The organism is Embleya sp. NPDC020630 (genome assembly GCF_044334985.1).
In the GTDB taxonomy this organism is placed as follows: Bacteria; Actinomycetota; Actinomycetes; order Streptomycetales; family Streptomycetaceae; genus Embleya.
Map to the genome: position 1 here is coordinate 394,501 of NZ_JBIRUB010000005.1, position 22,856 is coordinate 417,356.

20 protein-coding genes are annotated in these 22,856 nt (G+C 74.0%); 8 read left to right on the plus strand and 12 right to left on the minus strand.

The features are described 5' to 3' along the window. Window position 1 precedes the first annotated feature (1 nt). Window positions 2-4,957 (minus strand): tetratricopeptide repeat protein, encoded by a 4,956-nt coding sequence (locus ACH4XV_RS20535; protein ID WP_395791707.1) that lies wholly within the window; start codon window positions 4,955-4,957, stop codon window positions 2-4. Between the two features lie 220 nt (window positions 4,958-5,177). Here ACH4XV_RS20535 and ACH4XV_RS20540 point away from each other — a divergent pair, with 220 nt between their 5' ends. Next, on the plus strand, window positions 5,178-5,741 hold the full coding sequence (locus ACH4XV_RS20540; RefSeq protein ID WP_395791709.1) for a hypothetical protein: 564 nt from the start codon (window positions 5,178-5,180) through the stop codon (window positions 5,739-5,741). A gap of 7 nt (window positions 5,742-5,748) precedes the next feature. Here ACH4XV_RS20540 and ACH4XV_RS20545 read toward each other — a convergent pair whose 3' ends face one another. After that, on the minus strand, window positions 5,749-6,690 hold the full coding sequence (locus ACH4XV_RS20545; RefSeq protein WP_395791711.1) for a LysR family transcriptional regulator: 942 nt from the start codon (window positions 6,688-6,690) through the stop codon (window positions 5,749-5,751). A gap of 243 nt (window positions 6,691-6,933) precedes the next feature. Here ACH4XV_RS20545 and ACH4XV_RS20550 point away from each other — a divergent pair, with 243 nt between their 5' ends. The 4 genes from ACH4XV_RS20550 (at window position 6,934) to ACH4XV_RS20565 (ending at window position 9,474) form a co-directional block, all read left to right on the plus strand. Continuing rightward, on the plus strand, window positions 6,934-7,854 hold the full coding sequence (locus tag ACH4XV_RS20550; protein ID WP_395791713.1) for a zinc-binding dehydrogenase: 921 nt from the start codon (window positions 6,934-6,936) through the stop codon (window positions 7,852-7,854). Window positions 7,855-7,910: 56 nt separating this feature from the next. After that, window positions 7,911-8,330 carry a nuclear transport factor 2 family protein gene (locus tag ACH4XV_RS20555; RefSeq protein ID WP_395791715.1) on the plus strand — a complete coding sequence of 140 codons (420 nt, stop codon included), beginning with the start codon at window positions 7,911-7,913 and terminating at the stop codon, window positions 8,328-8,330. Between the two features lie 74 nt (window positions 8,331-8,404). After that, on the plus strand, window positions 8,405-9,355 hold the full coding sequence (locus tag ACH4XV_RS20560) for an alpha/beta hydrolase family protein (RefSeq protein WP_395791717.1): 951 nt from the start codon (window positions 8,405-8,407) through the stop codon (window positions 9,353-9,355). Continuing rightward, window positions 9,301-9,474, plus strand: a complete 174-nt coding sequence (locus ACH4XV_RS20565; protein ID WP_395791719.1) for a hypothetical protein — start codon at window positions 9,301-9,303, stop codon at window positions 9,472-9,474. Before ACH4XV_RS20560 ends, ACH4XV_RS20565 begins: the two co-directional genes overlap by 55 nt. 21 nt (window positions 9,475-9,495) lie before the next feature. Here the strand turns inward: ACH4XV_RS20565 and ACH4XV_RS20570 are convergent, their stop codons facing one another. The 3 genes from ACH4XV_RS20570 to ACH4XV_RS20580 form a co-directional block, all read right to left on the minus strand. Then, the gene (locus ACH4XV_RS20570) at window positions 9,496-10,194 is read right to left on the minus strand and encodes a response regulator (RefSeq protein ID WP_395791721.1); all 699 of its coding nucleotides are present in this window, start codon (window positions 10,192-10,194) and stop codon (window positions 9,496-9,498) included. Beyond that, the gene (locus ACH4XV_RS20575; RefSeq protein WP_395791723.1) at window positions 10,191-11,399 is read right to left on the minus strand and encodes a sensor histidine kinase; all 1,209 of its coding nucleotides are present in this window, start codon (window positions 11,397-11,399) and stop codon (window positions 10,191-10,193) included. The genes ACH4XV_RS20570 and ACH4XV_RS20575 overlap by 4 nt, the downstream gene beginning before the upstream one ends. An 85-nt stretch (window positions 11,400-11,484) precedes the next feature. Beyond that, on the minus strand, window positions 11,485-14,010 hold the full coding sequence (locus ACH4XV_RS20580) for an ABC transporter permease (protein ID WP_395791725.1): 2,526 nt from the start codon (window positions 14,008-14,010) through the stop codon (window positions 11,485-11,487). Window positions 14,011-14,257: 247 nt separating this feature from the next. Here ACH4XV_RS20580 and ACH4XV_RS20585 point away from each other — a divergent pair, with 247 nt between their 5' ends. Together ACH4XV_RS20585 and ACH4XV_RS20590 are read left to right on the plus strand one after the other, a co-directional pair. Continuing rightward, window positions 14,258-15,673: a tetratricopeptide repeat protein gene (locus ACH4XV_RS20585; RefSeq protein WP_395791727.1), complete on the plus strand. Its 1,416-nt coding sequence runs from the start codon at window positions 14,258-14,260 to the stop codon at window positions 15,671-15,673. Between the two features lie 130 nt (window positions 15,674-15,803). After that, window positions 15,804-16,466 (plus strand): hypothetical protein, encoded by a 663-nt coding sequence (locus ACH4XV_RS20590; protein ID WP_395791729.1) that lies wholly within the window; start codon window positions 15,804-15,806, stop codon window positions 16,464-16,466. Between the two features lie 35 nt (window positions 16,467-16,501). Here the strand turns inward: ACH4XV_RS20590 and ACH4XV_RS20595 are convergent, their stop codons facing one another. The 6 genes from ACH4XV_RS20595 to ACH4XV_RS20620 are packed head-to-tail and all read right to left on the minus strand — an operon-like array spanning window position 16,502 to window position 21,329. Beyond that, window positions 16,502-17,605 (minus strand): DNA cytosine methyltransferase, encoded by a 1,104-nt coding sequence (locus ACH4XV_RS20595; RefSeq protein ID WP_395791731.1) that lies wholly within the window; start codon window positions 17,603-17,605, stop codon window positions 16,502-16,504. A gap of 9 nt (window positions 17,606-17,614) precedes the next feature. Further along, window positions 17,615-18,046, minus strand: a complete 432-nt coding sequence (locus ACH4XV_RS20600) for a very short patch repair endonuclease (protein WP_395791733.1) — start codon at window positions 18,044-18,046, stop codon at window positions 17,615-17,617. Window positions 18,047-18,085: 39 nt separating this feature from the next. Then, a complete protein-coding gene (locus tag ACH4XV_RS20605) occupies window positions 18,086-19,210 on the minus strand; it encodes an ABC transporter ATP-binding protein (RefSeq protein WP_395791735.1) in 1,125 nt (374 codons plus the stop codon). Continuing rightward, window positions 19,207-20,037 carry an ABC transporter permease gene (locus tag ACH4XV_RS20610; RefSeq protein WP_395791737.1) on the minus strand — a complete coding sequence of 277 codons (831 nt, stop codon included), beginning with the start codon at window positions 20,035-20,037 and terminating at the stop codon, window positions 19,207-19,209. Before ACH4XV_RS20610 ends, ACH4XV_RS20605 begins: the two co-directional genes overlap by 4 nt. Further along, window positions 20,034-20,885, minus strand: coding sequence for a molybdate ABC transporter substrate-binding protein (gene modA / locus ACH4XV_RS20615; protein ID WP_395791739.1), 852 nt, complete (start codon window positions 20,883-20,885; stop codon window positions 20,034-20,036). The genes ACH4XV_RS20610 and modA overlap by 4 nt, the downstream gene beginning before the upstream one ends. Window positions 20,886-20,900: 15 nt before the next feature. After that, a complete protein-coding gene (locus tag ACH4XV_RS20620; RefSeq protein ID WP_078974592.1) occupies window positions 20,901-21,329 on the minus strand; it encodes a molybdopterin-binding protein in 429 nt (142 codons plus the stop codon). Window positions 21,330-21,444: 115 nt separating this feature from the next. Between ACH4XV_RS20620 and ACH4XV_RS20625 the strand changes: the two genes are divergently transcribed. Continuing rightward, complete coding sequence (locus ACH4XV_RS20625; RefSeq protein WP_395791741.1) at window positions 21,445-22,086, plus strand: DUF4240 domain-containing protein; 642 nt, start codon at window positions 21,445-21,447, stop codon at window positions 22,084-22,086. Window positions 22,087-22,302: 216 nt separating this feature from the next. Here ACH4XV_RS20625 and ACH4XV_RS20630 read toward each other — a convergent pair whose 3' ends face one another. After that, window positions 22,303-22,788 carry a DUF4344 domain-containing metallopeptidase gene (locus ACH4XV_RS20630; protein WP_395792010.1) on the minus strand — a complete coding sequence of 162 codons (486 nt, stop codon included), beginning with the start codon at window positions 22,786-22,788 and terminating at the stop codon, window positions 22,303-22,305. Window positions 22,789-22,856 lie beyond the last annotated feature (68 nt).

Consider the following 22,856-nt stretch of genomic DNA (forward strand, 5'->3'; position numbering starts at 1 on the left):
GTCAGTAGTAGCCGTGGATTCGGGAGCGGACCTCGGCCAGGATTTCCCGCGTGCCGTCTGTCGGGTGGTACTCGTGGGCCCGCTCCAGGTGTACCAGTGCGGTGTGGTTGTGGCCCATGTTTGCCTGCCGTACCCCCTCGTTGTGTAGTGCCAGGGCCAGGAGGCGGGTGTTCTCCGGGGTCAGCTCGATCGCCTCCAGTGTGCGGATCGCGTCCTGGTAGCGCTCCTCGCCCAGGTACACCGCCACCAGCGCGTCCCGCAGCCTCGGCTCCTCGTGTTCGCGCAGCGCCGCCGACAGGACCTCGATCGCGTCGTACGCGCGGCCCTTGGCCAGCAGGTCGTAGCCCCAGTCGACGGCCACCACCACCCACGCCTCGCGCAGTGTGTCGATTTCCAGGCCGGTGCCGATCTCCTGCCGCAACAACCGCTCCGCGACCTCGTAGTGCCGCGCGTAGTAGTGGTTGAACGCCAGCGCCCGGCGGGTGGGCGGGTCGTCGCCGTAGTGCCGGGCCTCCTCCAGGAGTGTGATCGCGCGGTCGAAGTCCTCGTCCCGCTCGCTCGCCCCCGCCGTCTCCACCAACAGCGCGGCCACCCGCCGGCGGGCCTCGGCGGCCACGGAGTCGGTCTCGCCCCCGGGGTCGGCCAGCGCGATCGCCTCGGCCATCGCCGCCACCGCCTGCTCGCGGGCGCCCCCGCGCAGGGCCAGCCGCTCCGCGCTCAGGAACAGTGCGTTGGTCAGCCCGATCCGGCTCGCCTCGCCCGGATCCAGCGCGAACGCCTCGCGCATCGCCCCGACCGCCTCGGCCGCCGCCGCGTCGGTGTCGGCCGCCAGCAACTCCATCACCAACCCGCGCAACGCCGCGCCCGCCAGCGCCCGGGTCGCCGGATCCGCCGGGGTCAGCTCCAGTGCCTGCCGCACCAGCGCGATCGCGTCGCGATGCCGCCTGCCCTCGTGCGCCCGCCGGGCCAGTCGCGCGTACGCCCCGGCCAACTCCCCCCGCAGGCCGGGGCCGTCGGGAGCCAGTGCCCATGCGCGCTCCAACAGCCGCGCGGCCTCGTCCTCTTCGGCCGGATCGGCGGAAAGTACCGTCTCGGCGGCGCGGATTCCCACCTCGGCCGCCAACTCCACCGCCTCCGCCGGGATCGGCGCGGCCTGCTCCAGACATCCCAGCGCCTGCGCCCACTCCCCGCGCCCGCCCAGATCCCGTGCCTTGGCCAGATGTGCCCGCGCCAACAGCGCGGCCACCCCCGGCGTCGCGTCCGGCCCGGCCAGTCCCGCGAGTCCGGTCAGCCCCGCCACCGCCTCGTCGAAGCGGCCCACATCGATCAGGTGGTGGTACATCCCCAGCGGCCCGAGCAGGTCGCCGGTATGCGGATCGGCGGCGGCGCGCACGGTCTCGGCCAACGCCCGACCCGCGTCCGAGCCCCGCTCCGGATCGGCCACCCGCGCCAGGAACAGCGGCCCGCACACGATCGGCGCCGGCGCCGGATCCAGCGCCGCCATCCGCTCGGTCGCGGCCACCTCCCACGCCCAGTGCAGGTCCAGCCTGCGATACAGCGAGGCCACCGAGCCCTCGCTGTGCGCGGCGCGCTCGCGCAACTCCCGGTACACCCGCTCGATCTGCTCCTGGCGCGCGGCGTGAATCTGCTCGGCGGAGATCTCCCGCCCGGTCCGCGCCTCCAGGTCGGTCCAAAACCTCGGGCTGTACAACACCGTCGCCCACGTCCCGCAGACCAGCCGCCACAGCCCGGTGGTGTGCCCCGCGTCGCCCGCCTGCCCGGCGCGCAGCGCGGACAGCGCCAGGCATTGCAGGTTGCGCACATCCGTCGGGTCGATCCGCTCCGACTCGAGGCGGATCTCGATCGACGCCCCGTGCCTGCCCGCCAACGCGTGGGCGAGCGCCTGCCACGAGCGCAGCAGCGGTCGGGCCCGGCGCACCTCCGGCAACTCCGGTACCAGCCGCGCGGCCCGCTCCACGTCCGCCGACGCGGCGACCAGGTCCTCGCTGTGGGCGGCGGCCCGATGCACATACACCCGGGCCGCGATCAGTCGGCCCTCGTCACTCGCCATCGGCCCGGCCAACAGCCGCTCCAGACCGGCGAGCGCCGCGTCGTGGTCGCCCCGCTGCGCCCGCAACAGCGCCAGCAGGTGATGCGCGGCGGCCCGCCCACCGTCGCCCGCCCACCGGGTCGCCTCGGCCTCCGCCGCCGCCCCCGTGCCCGCCAGGTGCGCACAGGACGCCAACGCGGCCAGGACCGCGTCCACGCAACTCCCGCAGCGGGCCGGCAACGCGGCCGGCAGGACTCCGTGTTCGGCGCAGTACGCCCGCCCGCACTGCCCACATCCCGCCCGCGCCGACGCCGTGCACTCGGCCGCCTCGCACACCGCCGCGTGCGGCTCCGGCTCGACCGGCCCCGGCACCACCAGCGCCTGCCGATACGCCTCCGCCGCGTCCGCCCACCGCCGACCCCGCGCGGCGTGCATCCCGCGTACCGCCCACGCCGCCGGCTCCGCCTCGACCAGCGCGCCCAGCGACACGGTGCCCGCGCCGAGCGCCAGCCGGGCCAGCGGCGCCAGATGCCCCACACGCGGATCGGCCAGCGGATCCAGCGCCGCCGACAACCGCACCGCCAGCGCCGGTTCGCCCGCGTACAACGCCGCGACCGCCAGGTGCAGCCGGACCCGGCGATCGCCCGGGATCAGCGCGCCGGCCGCGCCGAGCCGGTCCCGGGCGGTGGCCAGGTGCGCGCCCCCGTCGCGGCCGAACCGCAACAACTCGGCGCCTTCGCGGAACAACGTCTCGGCCAGCGCGGTGCGGTAGCCGTCGTGCTCGGGAAACGCGTCCCGACAGGCCTGCCAGTGCTCCCGGGCGAGCGCGTGGTCCCCTGCGGCCAGCGCCGCCCGGGCCAGCAGATCACGCGCGGTGGCCACATTGTGCGCGCGTATCGCGTCGTCGATCCCGCCCGGCGCCGCCCACAACTCGTCCGCGCGCTCCACCCGACCCTGCCGGGCGTAGCCCAGGGCCAGATGGAAGCGGGCCGACCCGGTCGGCTCGCCGCGCACCCGCCCCAGCACCTCGATGCCGTCCGCGAGCCGCCCCGCCGCGATCCGGGCCGCCCCCAGGCGCACCACGGCCGGCGTCCAGTCCGCCCGGCGCGCCAACCCCTGCTCGTACGCCTCGGCCGCGTCCTCGTGTTCGCCCGCGTGCTCCCGGACCAGACCCAGCCCGAACCGGGCCGGCGCATAGTCCGGGTCGAGCCGCACGGCGGTCTCGAACGCGCCCCGGGCGGTAGCCCATTCGTCCTCCAGGACGGCCAACTGCCCGCGCGCGTAGTGGGCCCGGGCGTCGCGCGGCGCGGCGGCCACCGCGGCGTCCGCGTCGGCCCGCGCCGCGCCGAGGTCGCCCTCCTCGCGATATGCGATGCCGCGAAAGAGCAACGCCTCCGCGGCCAACGGCGAATCGTCGTCCGCCCGGTCCAACACCCGCCAGAACGAGGCGATCGCGTCCTGCCGCAACTCGCGCCGCAACCGCACACATGCCTGCCGGTGGTGGGCGATCGCGCTGTCGTCGCCCGCCTCGATCGCGGCCGAGAACGCCGCGTCGGCCGCGGCCGGTTCGCCCGCCGCGCTGTACGCCCGCGCCAACAGGTGGTGCTGCGCCGCGTCCCGCTCGGGCACCGCGGCCAGGTGCGGGATCGCCCGCTGTGCCTCGCCCTGCTCGAACAGCGCCCGGCCCAGACCGAACCGGGCCCGCGCATGGCCCGGTTCGACCGCGACCACCCGCTCGAAACAGGGCGCCGCCGCGACGAAGTCGCCGTCCTCGTCGTGGAGCGTGCCCAGGATCAGGTTGGCCGCGACATGCCGGGGCCGGCCGGCCACCACGCGGCGCAACACCGGGATCGCGGCAGCCCGTTGCCCCCGGGCCAGCGCCAGGTCGACGAACTCCATCTGCACGTCGACGTGTTCGGGCATCAACTCGCATGCCCGGAGCAGCGGCTCGAATGCCGCGTCGTCGTGGCCGAGCGCGTGCTGCGCCCGGCCCAGGCCCAGCCAGGCCTGGGCGTGGGTGGGGGCGAGCGTGCAGGTGCGGGTGAGCAGGCCGACGGCGGCCTCCAGGGCGGCGACGCGCTGCGCCTTGTCGGCGGGTGTGCGGCGCAGATGGGTCAGCGCCATCGCGTACAGCACCTCGGGCCGCTCCGGCTCGATGGTCAGCGAACGCTCGAAGGCGGCCAGCGCCTCGTCCGGGCGGCCCGCGTCGCGGTGCAAGCGGCCCAACTCGTAACCGGTGGCCGCCCGCGGCACCAGCCGGTCGGCCCGCTCGAACGCGGCGATCGCCTCGGCGCCACGGCCCAGATCGCGCAGCGCGCACGCGCGGCCGTACACCGCCCACTCCAGCCGCGGCGCGCCCGCCTCGATCCGCGCCGCCAGCGCCTCCACCGCGATCAGCTCGGCCTCGGACGCCCCGGGGGCGACCACACACCGGGCCTCCAGGAAGTCGTAGGCGGGATGGTCGGGGTCGGTGTCGGTGCGGGTGACCAGGTCGACGCACAACGCGACCTCCAACGGCCCCGGATCGGCCCGCCGGGTCGCGTCGGCCGCGGTCAGCTCCAGCGCGCCGGGCGGCAGCGTGGTCAGCGCGAACGCGGCCCGGAAGGCGGCGAGCGCGTCGGCCGAGTGCCCCTGGCGGCTCGCCACCTCGCCGAGACCGACCAGCGCCCGGCCCCGGGTCGCGGCCAGGCCGGTCGGCGCGCCCGGCTTGCCGAGCGCGTCCGCGACGCGCCGATAGCCGCGATCGGCCGCGGCGAGCCGTCCCGCCCGATGCGCCCCCTCGGCCTGGGCCAACAGCGTGTCGGCACGGGCCGCCACGGAGGCGGGCCTGCGCCGGAATCCGAACCACATCAGCGCGGCCACCAAGGCGAGGAGGGCCGCGACGGCGGCGAGAAGCGGGACCGTCATCGGGCGGCCCGCGGGGCATGCCGAACTTCGTCGATCAACGGGTCCCCCGACCGTTCAACAGCACCGTTCAATCAGCACTTCATCCCAGCATCGAGCGCTCATGCTAGAACACCGGTCAGCCGACTTTCAGGTGCTTGCCGGGCCGGTTCCGATAAAATCCGGCCGCGTGCCGCCCCGGTGGTCCCGAAGCGGCCACCGGCGCCGACTACGCTCGGTGGCCATGACCAGCACACCGCCCCCGGATCGACCGACCGAGCGGGACTTCCGCCTGCTTCTGGAGCGGACCGGCGCCGACCTCCTGCCCGGCCTGACCGGGGCCGAGTTCGAGACCGTGGAGCAGGACCTCGGGTTCCGCTTCGCCGCCGACCACAGGTCGATGTTGTCGGCCGCGCTGCCGACCGGCAAAGGGTGGCCGAATTGGCGCTACGGCGGCGCGCGCGACCTGAGGGCCCGACTGGCCCTGCCCGCCGAGGGTGTGCTGTTCGACGTCGAGCACAACGCGTTCTGGCCCGAGGCGTGGGGCGCCCGGCCGGCACAGCGCAAACACGCGCTCAAGTCGGCGCGGTACCACCTGGCGCGGGTGCCGCGGATGGTGCCGGTGTACGGCCACCGCTACCTGCCCGGGACCGAGGGCCAGTGGGGGCATCCGGTGTTGTCGATGATGCAGACCGACATCGTGGTGTACGGCGCGAACCTGACCAACTACCTCACCGCGGAGTTCCTGGACGGCGGCATCGAGTACGCGGAGCCGACGGTGCCGTTCTGGCGCGACCTGGTGTCCTGAGGCGGGTTCACGCGTCGTCGGGCCCCGGGAGCCAGTCCCGGGACGGGTCGTGGTCGAGCCAGCGGTTGGCGGCGCCTACCCGGCCGAACTCGCGGAGCAGGGCGTCCAGCCGCGGGTGTGGGCGGTCCGGGGGCCACAGCAGGGACCACGCGTACAGCGGGGTGGGTGCGACCAGCGGGATGGACCGTACGGCGAGGCCCTCGGGCAGCGGGCCGTCGGCGGGCAGCAGCGCGAAGCACGTGGGGTCGTCGCGCAGGTGCTCCAGGAAGGGCGTCAGGCCCAGGTTGGGTCCGGCCGCCCACTCGACGATTCCGAACGCGGCGGCGAATCGGGCCAGGAAGTCCAGCCGGTCCACGGCCGCCGGGCACCACAGGACGCTGTCGCGCAGCTGACTCGGGCGCAGCTCGGCGGCGTCGGCCAGGGGATGGTCCGGGCCGACGACGGCGTCCACCGGTTCGAGGCGGACCAGGCGATGGGTCAGCCCGAGCGGGGCGTGTCCGGGCAGCGGGTGTACCCGGCCGAAGCCGGCGTCCACGTCGCCGCGCAGGATCGCCGAGGCCACCGACGGCAGGTCGCGCCCGGCACTCGGCTCCAGGCCGAGGCCGGGGGCGGCGTCGAGTACCCGTGCGACGGTGCGCATCGGCGCGTACAGGTGCCCCCACACGTCGAGGCGCAGCGCCGGCCGGGCGTCCCGGACCGCGCCGACCGCGAGTTCGCCCGCCGCCAGCGCCCGGCGGGCCGGCTCCAGGAAACGTGCGCCGGCCTCGGTGAGGGTGACGCCCCGGCCGCCGCCGCGGTCGACCAGCGCGGCGCCCAACTCGGCCTCCAGGCGGGCCAGCCGCTTGGACAGCGCCTGCTGGGTGATCGCCAGCTGCTCGGCGGCGCGGCCGAAGTGCCGGAGGTCGGCCACCGCGACGAATGCGCGCACCCGGGCGAGGTCCAGATCCATGCCGCTCACCATAGGCGACAACCGTTGGTTGTCGGGTGGGTCGGTCGGTTGTTGGACCGGCCGACGTGCGGGGCGTTGTGTTGATCCCGACGGGGAGGCGGGGTCGGCGCACCCGACCGGGGGCGTCCGGCGGGCAGCCCCGCACACGGCAGGCAGCCCCGCACACGGCGAGCGCCCTGGCGCACGGCGAGCGACCCGGCGCACGGCGAGCGGCCCGGCACAGGGCTGGAAGAGGGCATCGAGATGAAGGCGTTGACGCCGAGCGGCGGGATCGGGTCCTGGGTCGTCGCCGAGGAGGTGCCGCAGCCCCGGCCGCGTCCCGACGAGGCGTTGGTCAAGGTGGAGGCGTTCGCGGTGAACCGGGGCGAGACCTTCCTGCTGGAGCAGCCGCGCGCGGGACACCGGCCGGGCAAGGACGTGGCGGGGCTGGTGGTCCAGGCCGCGGCGGACGGCTCGGGGCCGGCGGTGTGCACCCGCGTCGTGGGGCACCCGATGGGAGGCGGCTGGGCCGAGTACGTGGCCGTGCCGACCTCCGCGCTCGCGCCGCTCCCCGAATCGATCGCCGCGACCACCGCCGCCGCACTGCCGCTGGCCGGGTTGACCGCGCTGCGGCTGCTGCGTACGGCGGGGCCGGTCGCGGGCCGCCGACTGCTGCTCACCGGAGCGTCCGGCGGGGTCGGCCACTACGTCACCGAACTGGCCGCCGCGGCCGGGGCCGAGGTCACCGCGGTCACCCGATCCCCGGAACGCGGCCGCCGCCTGGTCGAACTGGGCGCGGCGGCGGTCGTGCACGACGTCGGCGACGCGGTCGGCCCGTACGACGTGGTGCTCGAATCCACCGGCGGCACCGAACTGCCCCGAGCGCTGGCCAAGTTGCGCCGACGGGGGCTGCTGATCTGGTTCGGCCAGGCCAGTCGGACCCCGGTCACCCTCGACTTCTTCGACTTCTTCGCCGGCCCCGAGTCGGCCACGCTGCGCCACTTCCACTACATGGACTGCGACACGCCGTTCGCCGCCGACCTCGGCACGCTGGTGCGACTGGTCGCCGGGGGCCGGCTGAACCCCGAACTCGGCCTGGTCGCCGACTGGTCCGAGACCGCCGCGGTGCTCACCGACCTGCGCGAGCGGCGCGTGCGGGGCAAGGCGGTACTGACGGTGTCGTGATCCCGCCCGCCTGCCCCCGCACCCGCCCGATCCGTCCACACCCCCAGGAGTACGTCATGACCACCACCGCCCCCAAGGCCGTCGTCACCCGCTACGTCGAGGCGGTCGCCGAGGGCGATCTGACCACGATCCGGGCGAGCTTCGCCGAAGACGCCACCTGGACCTACCCCGGCGAACTGCCCATCTCCCGCACCTGGGTCGGCCGCGACACGATCATCGAGGACTTCCTCGGCGACGTCGGCGCGCTGTTGCGGCCGGAGACCGTACGGATCCGCCTGGTGTCGATCCACGCGGACGGCGACGTGGTGTTCGCCGAGTGGACCTCGGACGCGGTTACGGTCGGCGGCGTCGAGTACCACAACCGGTGCCTCGGGATCTTCGAGGTGGCGGACGGCCGGATCGTCTCGGTACGGGAGTACGCGGACACCGGCCACACGGGTCGCGTGTTGTTCCCGAACCACGTCGTCGCGGTCTGACGCCCACCGATCCGTTGCCACCCGCCGCATCCGCACACAGCGCCCGAAAGGCGATCACGACGACCATGGCATCCATGAACGTGCTCCCCGATGTCTCCACCGTCTTCGAAATCCCGGAATTCCTCCCGCAGTTCGTTGCCGGCAACCGTTCGCGGGCGATCGCCTGCGGGCTGGATCCGTACGAGTACGACCGGGTCACGGCGACCGACCCGGACACGCTCGCCGAGTGGCCGGCCGCGTTCCGTCGGGTCGGCGAGGCGTACCTGCGGGTGGGCGAGCGGTGCGCGGCGGGCGGCCACGAGGTGTCGGCGGGGGAGGCGTTCCGGACCGCCGCCCGGTGGCTGCACTGCGCGACGTTCCCGCCGGCCGCCGACCACGCGGGCACGATCGCGGCGGCGCGCGCGGCAGATGCGGCGATGCGGCGGGCGTTCGGATATCTGGATCCGGGCGCGGTGCGGATCGAGGGGGAGGGGTTCGCGGGACGGCTGCGCCGGCCGGTCGACGCGGCACTGCCGCCCCGGGTCGTGGTGGTGGCGCCGGGGTTGAACTCCGGCAAGGAGGAATTCCACGCCGTGGACGAGGCGTTGCTGCGCCGCGGCCTGGCCGTCTTCTCCTTCGACGGCCCGGGCCAGGGGGTGCTGGTCGACACCGCGCCGCGGGCCGACTACCACCGTGTGGTGAGCAGGGTGATCGACGCCCTCGACGCGCGGGCGGACCTGGACACACGCGGCGGGGTCGGACTGATCGGCCTGAGCCTGGGCGGCTTCTACGCCCTCCTGACCGCCGCTCACGAACCCCGCGTGGCGGCCGTCGTCGCGGTCAGCGGCCCGTACCGCCTGGACTGGCCGCAACTCCCGCTCTTCGTCCGGGAAACGCTCACGGTACGCACCGGAAGCCCGGCCGCCGCAGAGGAGTTCGCCCGCGAATCGACCTCACCGGCATCGCCGACCGCATCGAGGCGCCCCTTCGGGTGGTCGAGGGCGGCGAGGACATCACCCCCGGCGTACTGCCGGCCGCCCACGTGACCCACGACGCCCCCGAAGCAGAGATCCTGCTGATTCCCCACGGCGACCACCTCCTCTGCAACACCCAGGCCGCCTGGCTCCCCGACACAAGCGACTGGCTGACCGACCGCCTCGGCTAGGCCCTGTCCGGCGGACAGGACCTAGCGCTGGGTGCCGTCGGCGGCCGAACCGTCCAGGTGCGGCTGGGGCTTGTCGGGGGTCAGGCCCGCGTTGTGGGCGATCAGGCCGGCCTGGGTGCGGTTGGTGCAGGAGAGTTTGGTCAGGGTGCGGGAGACGTAGGCCTTGACCGTCGGTTCCGTGAGGTACAGACGCGCGGCGATTTGCGCGTTGGACATGCCCTCTCCCAGGCAGGCGAGGATCCGGGTCTCCTGCTCGGTCAGGTCGCGGATCGTGTGGCGGGCCTCGAGGCGGGCGGTCTCGCGGGCCGCGCTCGCCCCGATCAGGTTGCGGGCCGCCGCCGGGGACAACACGGTGTTGCCCTCGACGGCCACCCGGAGCAGCGCGACCAGATCCTCGGGCGGGGTGTCCTTGAGCAGGAAACCCACCGCGCCGGTGTGCAGCGCTCGCAGCACGTGGTCGTCGGTGTCGATCGTGGTCAGCACGACGACCTTGGGCGGCGCGTCGAGCCGGACCATCCGGCGCAGCGCGGTCAGCCCGTCCACGCCCGGCATGTGCAGGTCGAGCAGCACCAGGTCGGGCCGATGGCGGACTACGTGTTCCAGGGCCTCGGCGCCGTCGTAGGCCTCGCCGACGATGTCGATGTCCTCGGCGCCGCCGAGGATGGTGCGCAGGTGCGCGCACACCATACGTTCGTCGTCCACGAGCAGCAGTCGGATCATGCGGCACCTTCGTCGAGCACGGGATGGGCGATGGGACGGGGCGGGGCGTCGGCGCATTCGCCGATCGGGATCAGGGCCTCGACGGTGAACCCGCCGGAGTCGCCCGGCCCGGCCCGGAACCGGCCGCCGAGCAGTTCGACCCGCTCGCGCAGCCCGAGCAGGCCGGTGCCGCCCGTACCCAGGTCGACGTCGGGGGGCCGGGTACCGGCGGTGTTGGCGACGGTCACCGCGATGCCCTCGGGCTCGTGCCGCACGGCCACGGTCACGTGTGCGCCGGGGGCGTGCTTGTGCACGTTGGTCAGCGCCTCCTGGACCACCCGCCGTGCGCCGCGCACCGCGGCCGGCGCGTGGTCGGCGGGCGCCGATCCGGTCACCGTCAGGTCGACCTCGATGCCCGCCGCCCGCGAGTCGGCGACCAGGTCGGACACGTCCAGACCGGCCGGCTCCGCGTCCCGCGCGGGTGTACCGGTCGGCGTCGGGTCGTCGGGATCGCGCAGGATGGCCACCAACTCGCGCAGTTCGGCGAGCGCCTGACAGCCCGTAAGCCGCAACTCCTCGGCGGCGCAACGCACGTTGTCCCGTTCGGCGATGGTGCGCAACGCGCCCGCCTGAAGCACCATCAGGCTGACCCGGTGGGTGATCATGTCGTGCATCTCGCCCGCCAACCGGCGGCGTTCCTCGAGCCGCGCCTGCCGGTCCCGTTCGGCCTGTTCGCGCTCGACCCGCTCGGCGCGTTCGGCCAGCGCGAGGATCAGGCCGCGCCGCGAAGCGAGGTACTTCCCGAGCAGCAGCGGCGTGACGACGACCAGGAGCTCGACGAACACGTCCGACCCCGACTGCGCCCGCCACGGCTCGCACATGGTCACCGCGAGCCCGGCGGCGAGCGCCCACGCGGCGCGCCGGGGCGGGGCGTAGGCGCCGAGCGCGTAGGCCGCGAAGGGCCCGGCCAGCACGGGGTCGCCGAGGGAGAGTGCGAGGACGACGCCGGCGGAGGCGATCGGTCGGCGCCGCCGCTGTACGAGCGCGGCGCCGGCGGCGACTTGGACGAGCATGCCCCACCACGGCAGCGCATCCGGCCGATGTATCCCATCGTCGTCGAACGAGCCGAGCGCGCGGAGCAGTCCGGACACCACGGCGACCGAGGCGGCCAAGACGACGTCGAACACGACGGCGCGGGCGATCGTCGCGGGTGGTGGCGGGTGCACGTTCGCCAAGGTACCGGCAGCCGTCCAGGCGTCCGGCCAGTCGGCGGGAGTCGGGGACGCACACCGCCACGGGTGGACCGGCACCTCACTCGGACCCGAGCGCGCCGAGCACCGACATGCGCGCCGCGCGCCGCGCGGGCCAGGCGGCCGCGAGCAGCCCGACACCAAGCGCGCCCAGTACGAACAGGGCGATCCGCGGCCAAGGGATCGTCGCGCCGAGCGGGACGTTGCCCAGGTCGATCCCGCGCACCGCCAGCACCCCCACCGTGGTGCCGAGCCCGACCCCGAGCAGCGCGCCGAACAGCGAGATCAGCGCCGCCTCCAGGCGGATCAGCGCGCGCACCCGGCGGGCATCCAGGCCGATCGCGCGCAACAGGCCGATTTCCCGGGTGCGTTCGAGCACCGACATCGCCAGCGTGTTGACGATGCCGATGACCGCGATCAGCACGGCCATCGCCAACAGGCCGTAGACGACGTTCAGGAGCAGGTCGATGGCCGCGCCCAGACCCCGGCGCAGTTCGTCCTTCGACTGCACGCGCAGGGCCGGATCGGCCCCGAAGGTGTCCTTCAGCGTCGCCTCCAGGGCCCGCGCCTCGCCCGGTGCACTCTTGACGAACACCTGGCGGCCGAGCGGGCGTTCGAGGTGCGGATCGAGGGTGCGGGTGGAGACGAGGTAGGGGAGCACGATCGGATTGGCCCGGTAGATCCCGCCGACGCGCAGGGTGCCGGACGTGCCGTCGGGGTACGTCACCGGCACGCTCGCGCCGATGCCCAGCCCCCGCGACTCGGCCTCGACCCGCTCCACGAGCAGGTCCGTGCCCAGCGCCTCGGGGCCGCCCGCGACGAAGTCGAGGCGCATCACCTTCGGGCCCGCGACCGGGTCCAGCGCGGCGACCTCCTGCTCGGCGTCGCCGATCCGCGCGGTCGCCGTGCGGTACACGCTCGCCGCCTCGACGTGCGGCAACCGGCCGATGCGGTCCACCGTCGCGGCGGCCATCGGGTCGCGCAGCGTGGTGGACACCGCGTAGTCGGCGGTCAGCCCGCGCGCCGCCGCGTTGTCGAGGCTGTCCTTGAGCGACGCGCCGATCACGGTCAGGCCGGTGACCAGGAACAGGCCGACCATCAGTGCGGAGGCGGTCGCGGCCGTGCGGCGCGGATCCCGCAGCGCGTTGCGGCTCGCCAGCGTCCCGGTCACCCCGAACACCCGGGTCAGCGGTCGCGCGAGCACCCCGATGACGCCGACCGAAAGCAGCGGGATCAGCATCAGCACGCCGGTGGCGGCCAGCACGCCGCACACCGTGACCAGAACCGGCTCGCCGTTGCCGCCCGGGGCTGCCTTGACCGTGGCATAACCGCCGCCGACACCCCCGCCGATCAGGAGCAGGCCGGCCAGATTGCGCCGGAACAGCCCGGCCGGGTTCGGCGGATTCGCGCGCAGCGCCGCCATCGGAGCGATCCGGGCCACCTTGCGGGTGGGCAGCCACGCGGCGGCGACGGTCACCCCGATGCCCACCACGAGCGACCACAGGATCGTGCCCGGCCGCACCACGAGCGGGCCGCGCGGCGGTGCGGCGTCGGTGCCGCGCAGCAGCGCGAGCAGACCGGCGGCCAGCGCGACCCCGAGCAGCAGCCCGAGCAGCGCGCCGACCAGGCCGGTGATCAGCGCCTCCAGGCGCACCGAGCGGGTGACCTGCCGCCGGGTGGCGCCGACCGCGCGCAGCAGCGCGAGTTCGCGGGTGCGGCGGCCGATGAGCATGGTGAAGGTGTTGGTGATGATGAACGTCCCGACGAACAGCGCGATACCCGCGAACACCAGCAGCCCGGTGGCCAGTCCCGCGGTCCCGGCCGAGGCCAGGTCGCGGCGCTCGGCGGTGAGCGCGGCACCGGTGACCGCCTCGGCGCCGGCGGGGACGAGGGGGCGGACGGCGTTCAGGAGCGCGGCGTCGGGTGTGCCGGGGCGGGCGGCGACGGTGATCAGGTCGTAGGTGTCGGGGGCGGCGAACAGCCGCTGTGCGGTGGGGGTGTCGAACAGGGTGAGGGTGGCGCCGAGCCGGATCCGGGCGTCGACGGCGTGCACGGTGCCGACGAGGGTGGCGTCCAGGGTGCCGCCGCCGGCGACCACGCGCAGCCGGTCGCCGATCCGGTAGCCGGCCGCCCGGGCCCCGGCCTCGTCCAGGGCGACCTCGCCGGCGGCGCTCGGCGCGCGGCCCTCGGCGAGCCGGTACAGCGGATCGAAACCCTCCGGCCCGGGCGCGTAGTTGGTACCTGCGGACTCCTCCACCCGACCGACCAGGTCCCCGTCGCGGTCGACCACCACGGCGGGTCCGGTGACGGAGCCGCGCACGGCCGCCACGCCGGGCAGCCCGCGCAGCCGCTCCACCAGCCGGGGTCCCAAGGCAGCCGGATCGCCGGCGCCGTGCTCCGAGTCGGCGCGAACCCCCACGCCCACCCCCGCGAAGTCGTCCGCGGCCGAGGTGGCGGCGGCCTCCGTGATGGTGTCCTTGAGCGTGAGCACACCGGCCACGAAGGCGACACCGAAGACGATCGCCAGCACGGTGAGCGCCAACCGCATGCGCTGCGCGGCAAGCGTACGAAGAGCATTCCTGAACATGGGCAACGTCCCGAGGCCGACCTGGTCCCGGCCGATACCGGGTCACCCCCAGCCTCGCCGCGCGCACGATCCGCCCGATACGGCCGACGGTGGGCACCGGCCTCGCCGGTTCACCCGAGGCCGATCCGATCGTTCCACCCGAATCAACGAAGGCATCGATCCCGACAAATCACCCGATGAGCTCCGGCCCGGGCACGCGCGGCGTGTTTAATCGGGGTGGGGCTCGGGTGTGGCGGAAGGAATCTCTGTGGGCGTGGTGGATCGGCAGGGGCTCGGGTTGTCCGGGATGGGGGCGGAGGCGGCCGGGCACTTCGAGCGTGGGCTTGATGCGTTGTTGTTCTTTCGGCCTGAGGTTTCCGCCGAGGTGGAGGGCGTGTTGTCGGCGGCTCCCGAGGCGCCGATGGGGCATGCGTTCGCCGCCTATCTCGGGTTGCTGGGTACCGAGCCGGGCGATGCCGCCGCCGCGCGGGAGCGTTTTGCGGCGTTCGCGGCCGGCGGGGTGCGGGGGGATGCGCGCGAGTCGGCCCACCTCGAGGCCGCCGAGGCGTGGTTGGCGGGTGACATCCACCGGGCCGGCGACATCCTGCGCGAGCTGGTCGTGGCGCATCCCCGGGATACGCTCGCGCTCGCGATCGGCCATCAGATCGACTTCTTCACCGGCGACGCGACCCGGCTGCGCGACCGTGTAGGCGGCGCGCTGAGCGCGTGGGATCCGCACGATCCGCACTACGGGCCCCTGCTCGGGATGTCCGCGTTCGGCCTGGAGGAGACCGGCCACTACGAGCGTTCCGAACAGGCCGGATTGGCCGCCGTGGCGGCGCACCCGCGCGATGTGTGGGCGATCCACGCGGTGGTGCACACGTACGAGATGCAGGGCCGCTTCGCCGAGGGCATCCGTTTCCTGGACGCCCGGGTCGGCGACTGGTCCGGCGGCAACTACCTCAACGTGCACAACTGGTGGCACTACGGCCTGTACGCGATCGAGGCCGGTGCGATCGACCGGGCGCTGGCGATCTACGACGCCGTGCTGCACAACGACCGCTCGATCGGCGCCGCGATGGAACTCCTGGACGCCTCCGCCCTGTTGTGGCGCATCCACCTCGCGGGCGGCGAACAGTCGAAGCGCTGGGCCCGACTGGCCGACGCGTGGGCGGCCCGCGCGGACGGCCCGTACTACGCCTTCAACGACGTGCACGCGGTGATGGCCCATCTCGGCGCCGGCCGGATCGCCGACGCCGAGGCGGTGGTCCGCGACCGGGAGCGGTGGCTGGCCGATCCGCATCCCGGGGTGAGCAACCACGCCATGACCGCCGAGGTCGGCCTGCCGGTGTGCCGCGCGCTGGTCGCCTTCGAACAGGGACGCTACCCGGACACCGTCGACATCCTCGTCCCGATCCGGCACCGCCTGAACACCTTCGGCGGCAGCCACGCGCAGCGCGACGCGATCCAGCAGACCCTGGTCGAGGCGGCCCTGCGCGCACACCGGCACAACCTGGCCCGCACCCTCCTGAGCGAGCGGGTCAACCTGCGACCGAGCAGCCCGTACAACTGGCTGGGCCGGGCCCGGCTGGCCGAGGAACTGGGCCGGGCGGCCGAGGCGGCCACGGCCCGGGAGCAGGCGGCCGAGCATACGAAGGCGATCACCGTCGCCTGGGGGCGCTGACGGCGGGCCGGAGCGGGTCGCCCGGGGGCCGACCGCCCACGGTCGTGCGCGAGAATGGCCGACCTGTCCGGGGCCGCGCGGATGAGCCGAGCGCTCCGACACCGTCGACGAGCGCTGGAGAGTGGTAGGCATGGGTGAGCCCCCGGTGACCGGTTCCGTGGTACGACGCGAGCCCCCGGACGACCCCGGACTCGTCGCCGCCGCCGCGCAGTCGCCCGGTGGCTCGGTCGCCGAGATCGACCCGGCCTATGCCGACGACCCGAACGGCTACGTGCCCGGCGAGGCGATCCGCGGTGCCTGGCTGGTCGGCCCCGACGGGGTACTCACCGGGGAGTACCGGGAGAACCCGCACCACGGGCGGCCGCGGGACGACTTCGGCAAACTGCTCGACCAGGACGCCTGGTTCGACTGGCTCGGCGACGACCCGGCCGCCGCGCTGCGCGAAGCGGTCACCGACTGCTTCGCGGGTCAGGCCCCGGGCGCGACGCTGACCTGGATGAAGGTCCTCGAACCCCCACGCGCGGCCACCACCGGCCGGCCCGACCCGGACAACGAGCAGTACCTGATCCCCACCCGCACCGCGCTCGCCGTCTGCTTCGCCGCGCAGATCCAGGCACCGGACCGGGAGCGGGCCACCGTATGCGGCATCTTCACCTGGGCCGCGAGCGGCCTCGACCGCCCCGCCGAGCGCCGCGATCGGGTGTGGCTCGACCTGGACGGGACCGACCTGGACCTGGCCGAGAAGCAGCTACCGCCCCGGATGTACGCCCTGGACGAGGAAACGCCCTCCTGACCGGTCGCGGGCGCCGATCGCCCCCCGACCACCGATCACCCCGCCTCGCGCAACCTCGGCTTCAGCTGCCGGGCGATCGCCTCCGCCAACCCCGGCGGCACCGCGTTGCCGATCTGCCGCGCGATCTCGGTCTTGGACCCGCACCATACGAAGGTCTCCGGGAAGGACTGGAGCCGGGCCGCCTCGCGGTGTGTGATCGGCCGGTTGACCCGGTCGGCCGGGTCGTCCGGGTTCCACTGCGGGTGCAGATACTGGCCCTTCTCGGGCTTGTAGAACTCGGTCCGGATGGTCAGCGACGGGTGGCCCCAGCGCATCCGGCCCATCACGTCCGTCGTGCCCGTCTTCTTGTTCCGCCAGCAGTCGGGAAGCAGATGGTCGGGCAGGTCGAATCGGCCGCCGCCGGGAGGCACGCAGTCGTAGCGCAGCAGCGAGCGCTCGGTCGGCGTGCGGCCGAGGTGCAGGTCGGCCTCCTTGAACACGCCGGGCACCGGGCGGCCGAAGAACTCGGTCTTCGACGTGGGCAGGCTGGTCGTCCCGGGCACGCGCGGCAGATCCGCGATCGCGTCGTGGACGGTGCTCCAGCGCAGCCGCCGGCCGGGGCCGTGGGTCGGCTCGGGCGCCTCGATCCGGCCGATCCGCGAGCCGATCACGATCGCCCGCTTGCGGCGCTGCGGAACGCCGTAGTCCACCGCCGGGAGCAGCGCGTCGGTCAGCTCGTACCCCTCCAGGAGGCCGCCGGGCTGCGCCTCGGCGAGCAACAGCGCGAACTCGGCGGACTTCTGGAAGCGGTCCACGTTCTCGATCACGAACACCTTGGGCTTGGCCCGACGCACGAAGCGCAGGTATTCCTTCCAGAGCTTGTTGCGCGGATCCTCCACGTTGCGGCTGCCGAGGTTGGAGAAACCCTGGCAGGGCGGGCCGCCGATGATCACGTCGGCGCGCGGGATGTCCCGGTCCGGGATCTCCGCGATGTCGCCCCAGCGCATGTGCGCCTCGCCGAAGTTGGCGGCGTAGGTCGCGGCCGCGTGCAGGTTCCACTCGACCGCCATGACCGGCCGAAAGCCCTTCGCGGTGGCGAACCCGGACGTCATTCCACCGCAGCCCGCGAACAGGTCGATCATGGTGATGGGTCGTGCCATGCGGACAGGTTAGCCGGCCGCGCGCCTGGCGATCACCGCATCCCGAACCCTGGCCGCCGCGACGACCGCGTCCTCGTGCTCCCAGACCCGCACGACCAACCAGCCGGCTTCCGCCATCCGCCGGTCGGTGTCCGCGTCGCGGGTGCGGTTTCCCTCGATCTTGGTCTTCCAGAACTCGGCGTTGCGCTTGGGCCAGGTCGCGTGCACCGGGCAGCCGTGCCAGAAGCAGCCGTCGACGTAGACGGCGACCTTGGCCGGGCCGAAGACGACGTCGGCCTCGCGGCGGATGCCCTTGAGCGGGCGGCGGTGCACCCGGTAGCGCAGTCCCATGCCGTGCAGGACACGGCGCAGCGCGACCTCGACGTCGGTGTCCTTGCTGCGTTGGCGACTCATCCGGGCACGGGTCGCGTCGGTGGTGGTCAGGCTCGTCACGGGGACCATCGTGCACGCTCGCACCGTCATCGCGCGCGGCAACGGTGTTCAGGCCGGGTACGCACGCGCCTCGGTGGCCTTCACCGCCGCCCATACCGGCTTCCCGGGCGCGAGTTCGAGTTCGGCGACGGCCAGTGGCGTGACGTCGGCGAGCAGCGGCACCGGGCCGGTCAGCTCGACGCGCACCGTGTCGCCGTGCAGTTCCATGCCGTCCACCTCGGCCTGCCACAGGTTGCGCGGGCTGCCGTCGGGGCGGCTGCGGTACAGCGTCACCGCCGACGGCGGGAAGGCCACGAACACCTCGGCCGCGTCCGGGATTTCGGCGACCACCAGCCGCTGCCCGGCGGCCAGCTCGACGCCGCCGGCGGAGGTGGTGCCGCGGTACAGGTTCAGGCCGACCAGGCGGGCCACGTAATCGGTGCGCGGATGCCGGGCCACCTCCGCCGGGGTGCCGTCCTGGACCGCGCGGCCCGCCTCGATCACGGTGAGCCGGTCGGCCAGCACCATGGCGTCGAGCGGGTCGTGGGTGATCACCACCGCGACGCCGTCGAAGTCGGCGAGATGCCGGCGCAGCGTGGCGCGGATCTCCACCCTGGTGCGCGCGTCGAGGGCGGCCAGCGGCTCGTCCAGGAGCAGCAACCGGGGGTGGGTGGCCAGCGCCCGGGCGAGCGCGACCCGCTGCGCCTGGCCGCCGGAGAGCCGACCCGGCTTGACGCCGGCGTGCTCGGCCAGGCCGACCCGCTCCAGCCACCCGGCCGCCGCGGCGCGCGCCTCGCGCCGGCCGACGCCCTGGCAGCGTAGGCCGAAGGCGACGTTGTCCAGCGCGGACAGGTGCGGGAAGAGCAGGTAGTCCTGGAACACCACGCCCACCGGTCGCCGCTCGGGCGGGGTGTACCGGCGTCGGCCCGGATCCTCCAGGTCGACGCCGGCGAGCCGGGTGTGCCCGCCGCCGAGGGGAGTCAGGCCCGCCAGGGCGCGCAGCGCGGTGGTCTTGCCGGCGCCGTTGGGGCCGAGCAGCGCGACCACCTCGCCGGGCGCGGCGCTCAGGTGTACGTCGAGACGGAACGCGTCGCGGGCGACGACGAGATGCGCGTCGAGACCGGAGGTCGCGTCGGCTGCCGGGTCGGGTGCCGCGCCGGGCGCCGGGTCGGGTGTCTTGTCGAGGCCGGTCACGACGTGGTCATCCAACGCTCGCGCAGGCCGGCCAGGATCAGCACGGACACCGCCAACAACACCAGGGAGAGCACGATCGCCGCCTCCGGATCGGTTTCGAGCGCGAGGTAGACGGCGAGCGGCATCGTCTGGGTCTTGCCCGGGAAATTGCCGGCGAAGGTGATGGTGGCGCCGAACTCGCCGAGCGCACGGGCCCACGCGAGTACCGCGCCCGCCGCCACGCCCGGGGCGATCAGCGGCAGGGTGACCCGGCGGAACGCGGTCCAGCGGGACGCGCCCAGCGTGGCCGCGGCCTCCTCGTACCGCGGATCCGCCGCCCGCAGCGCGCCCTCGACGCTGATCACCAAAAACGGCATCGCCACGAACGCCTCGGCCACGATCACCCCGGTGGTGGTGAACGGCAGCGTGTAGCCGAACGTGTCGTCCAGCCACTCGCCGACGAGGCCCCTGCGGCCCAGCACCAGGAGCAGCGCCACACCACCCACCACCGGCGGCAACACCAGCGGCAGGGTGACCAGCGCCCGGACCAGGCGTCGCCCGGGGAAGTCGGTACGGGCGAGCAGCCACGCCAGCGGCACACCGAGCACGAGCACGATGCCGGTGGCCATCGTCGCGGTGAACAGGGAGAGCTTCAGCGCCTCGCGGACCTCGCCGCTGCCGAGTTGGCTCCCCAGGTTGCTCCACGGCGCCCGGATCAGCAGTCCGAGCAGCGGCAGCACCAGGAACACCAGGCCGATCAGGCCGGGGACGAGCAGGGCCAGGGGCGCGCCGCCGCGGCGCGGACGTTCGGCCCGCACGCGGCGGCGGACCCGGGGAGAGCCGATCACGGGGCCTGGAAACCCGCTGCGGTCAGCGCGGTGCGGCCGGGCTCGGCCAGGACGAAGGCGACGAACGCCTTGGCCGCGTCGGCGTTGGGCGCCTTCGCGAGCGGGACGATCGGGTACGTGTTGACGGCCTGGGCGGATTCGGGGAAGTCCACGCCGACCACCTTGGCACCCGCGGCCTTGACGTCGGTGCGGTACACGAGCGCGGCGTCCACCTCGCCGAGGGTGAGCTTGGTCAGCGCGGCCTTGACGTCCTGTTCGAGCGTCGACGGGGTGAACTTGACGCCGCCCGCGTCGAGCGCGGTCTTGGCGGCGGCGCCGCACGGGACCTGCGGGGCGCACTGGGCGACCTTGAGGCCGTCCCGCTTGAGGTCGGCGAGCGACTTGACGTTCTTCGGGTTGCCCGGGGCCACCGCGATCTGGAGGGTGTTCTTCGCGAACGCGGTGGGTGTGCCGTCGGCGCTCTTGCCATCGGTGACGAGCTTCATGTTCTTCTCGTCGGCGGAGGCGAACACGTCGGCGGGCGCACCCTGGTTGATGCTCGCGGCGAGCGCCGAGCTGCCCCCGTAGTTGAACTTGACGGTGACGCCGGGGTGGGCGGTCTCGAACTGCTTGCCCAGTGCGGTGAACGTCTCGGTCAGCGAGGCGGCGGCGAACACGGTGACGGTGCCCTTGAGCGGCTTGGCGTCGGCGGCGGGCGTGCTGCCGGGAGCCTGCGGGGCGGCCTTCGGGGCGTCCTTGTCGCTCTTCTTCCCGTCGTCGTCGCCGCACGCGGCAAGGGTCACCATCGCCCCCGCGAGCAGCGTCGCCGCGATCGCCCGCCTGGCTCGCACCGTCCCGATTGCGCCCACTGTGCCCACTCCCAGCTATTCGAGGGAGTGCTCGCGCGCGCCCTCGGTCCGCTCCACCATGACATTCGTCGACTTCACGACCGCGGTGGCGAGGACGCCGACCCGCAGGCCGAGTTCGTCCGCGGCCTCGGCGCTCATCAGCGAGACCACCCGGTACGGTCCGGCCTGGATCTCGACCTGGGCCATCACCGTGTCCTTGCGGACGTCGGTGACGATGCCGCGGAAGCGGTTGCGCGCCGACGACCAGCCGAGCCGTTCGCTGTCCGCGCGGGCGTCGCCGGCGGCCGTCGAGCGGGCGAACGCGGCCAACGCCGCACCGTCCACCACCCGCCGGCCGTTCTCGTCCCGCCGCGCGTCGAGTCGACCGGAGTCCACCCATCGCCGCACCGTGTCCGCGCTCACACCGAGCAGAGCCGCCGCGTCACCGATCCCGAACGTGTTCACGGCCGGATCCTAGCCACGCGCGTCTCTCCCGCCGGAGCGAAGCCGATGTACGCAGGCGGCGGCCGGGCCGTCGCCTGCGGAGCGTCATCCTTGCAGATGCCAGGATGTTTACGCCATGGGCCTCGCAGATTCGATCCGTTTGGCCATCGGCAGCGGCGTCGTGGCGGCGGTGTCGGACCCGGCCGGCAGGGTGGCGATCGTGCATCGAGACGACGTGTGGAACCTGATCGAGGAAGCCCGCCGGACCGGCGCCGACCCGAACGAACGCCTGCGCGTGTTGTGCGATCGGCTCTCGGGCCTTCCGCTGCCGGAGATCGTGGGCTTCCAGGTCGGCCTGGACGAGGTGCGCCGGCCGCTGGACACACGGGTGTCGTGGGCCGCCGCCGCGCGGATCATGGGTGGCTTCTGCTCCGACGACGGCTTTTGGTACTTCCAACCCTGGGTGATCGGCCTGGGCCGCGACGCCTACGAGCGGGTGGTCGCGGACCCGGACGCGCTCGCCGACCTGCCGGAGGTGCGGTGCCTGGCCGGCCGGCCGTTCGAATCCTGGTCCGACGCGGAATGGCCGCAGTGGGAGGAACTGGCCTACGTCGCCGCAGAGGCGTACGAGGCGCGAACGGGACAGGAGGACGGCCTGGAAAACGCGTTGGACGCCCTGGGTATCGACCTCCCGGCCGATCCGAGCCCACCGGACGACGGCCTCACCGACACCACCCGAGCCCGACTCCTCCCCAAGCTCCACGCCCTCTTCCCCTGACCCGAGACGGCGCGGCGGGCGAAGGCCGCGATCAACTGCCCTAAGCATCAAGGTAGTTGCGCAAACGCCGCCGGCGATGGCGACGACCGAACCGAACCAAGTGGACGGGGCCACGTCACGGATGTCTCCGATCGACGATTCCCACGGGGCGGTGCCATGTCGATGCGTCGTGCGTTGCGAGCGGCAACGGACCCGGCCACGCGATGGGCGCCGACCCTATCGGCGCAGGATGGGCGCGAGGTCCTTCAGCCAGGCGTCGCGCGCACTCGTCCATTCGGCCGCGCAGCCGGCGGCGCGTTCCCGGGGGAGGAGGCTCGTGTTCGCCAGGTCGGGATTCCGGTCGGGGGCGGCGCCGTAGAGCCGGCAGAGGTGATCGGCGGCGCGCACGAGATCCGGTGCGTGTTCGTCCTTCGCGTCGCGATCGGCCCTGCCCGCCTCCGCCGCCGAAAGCCGATACTCCTCCACCGCCGCCCGCAACTGCCGCTCCCCGCCCACCCCTTGGCGCAGCAACATCAGGGCGGCGAACCGATCCGCCGCATCCTCCTCGGCCCGCTCGTCGAGGGGCAACCGCAGGACGTCGACAAGGGCGTGACCGGCCTCGTGGTACAGGGTCTCCACCACTACGGCGACAACCTCGTCGTCGGCCGGCCGCCGGCCACCACGCTCGAACAGACCCCGCTCGTCCGCTGCCGGTTCGGGCAGGGCGGTGTTCGTGGAGGTGGGGGTGGCTCCTTCGCCGACGCGTCGACCGGGAGCGGGAGTTGGTGGAA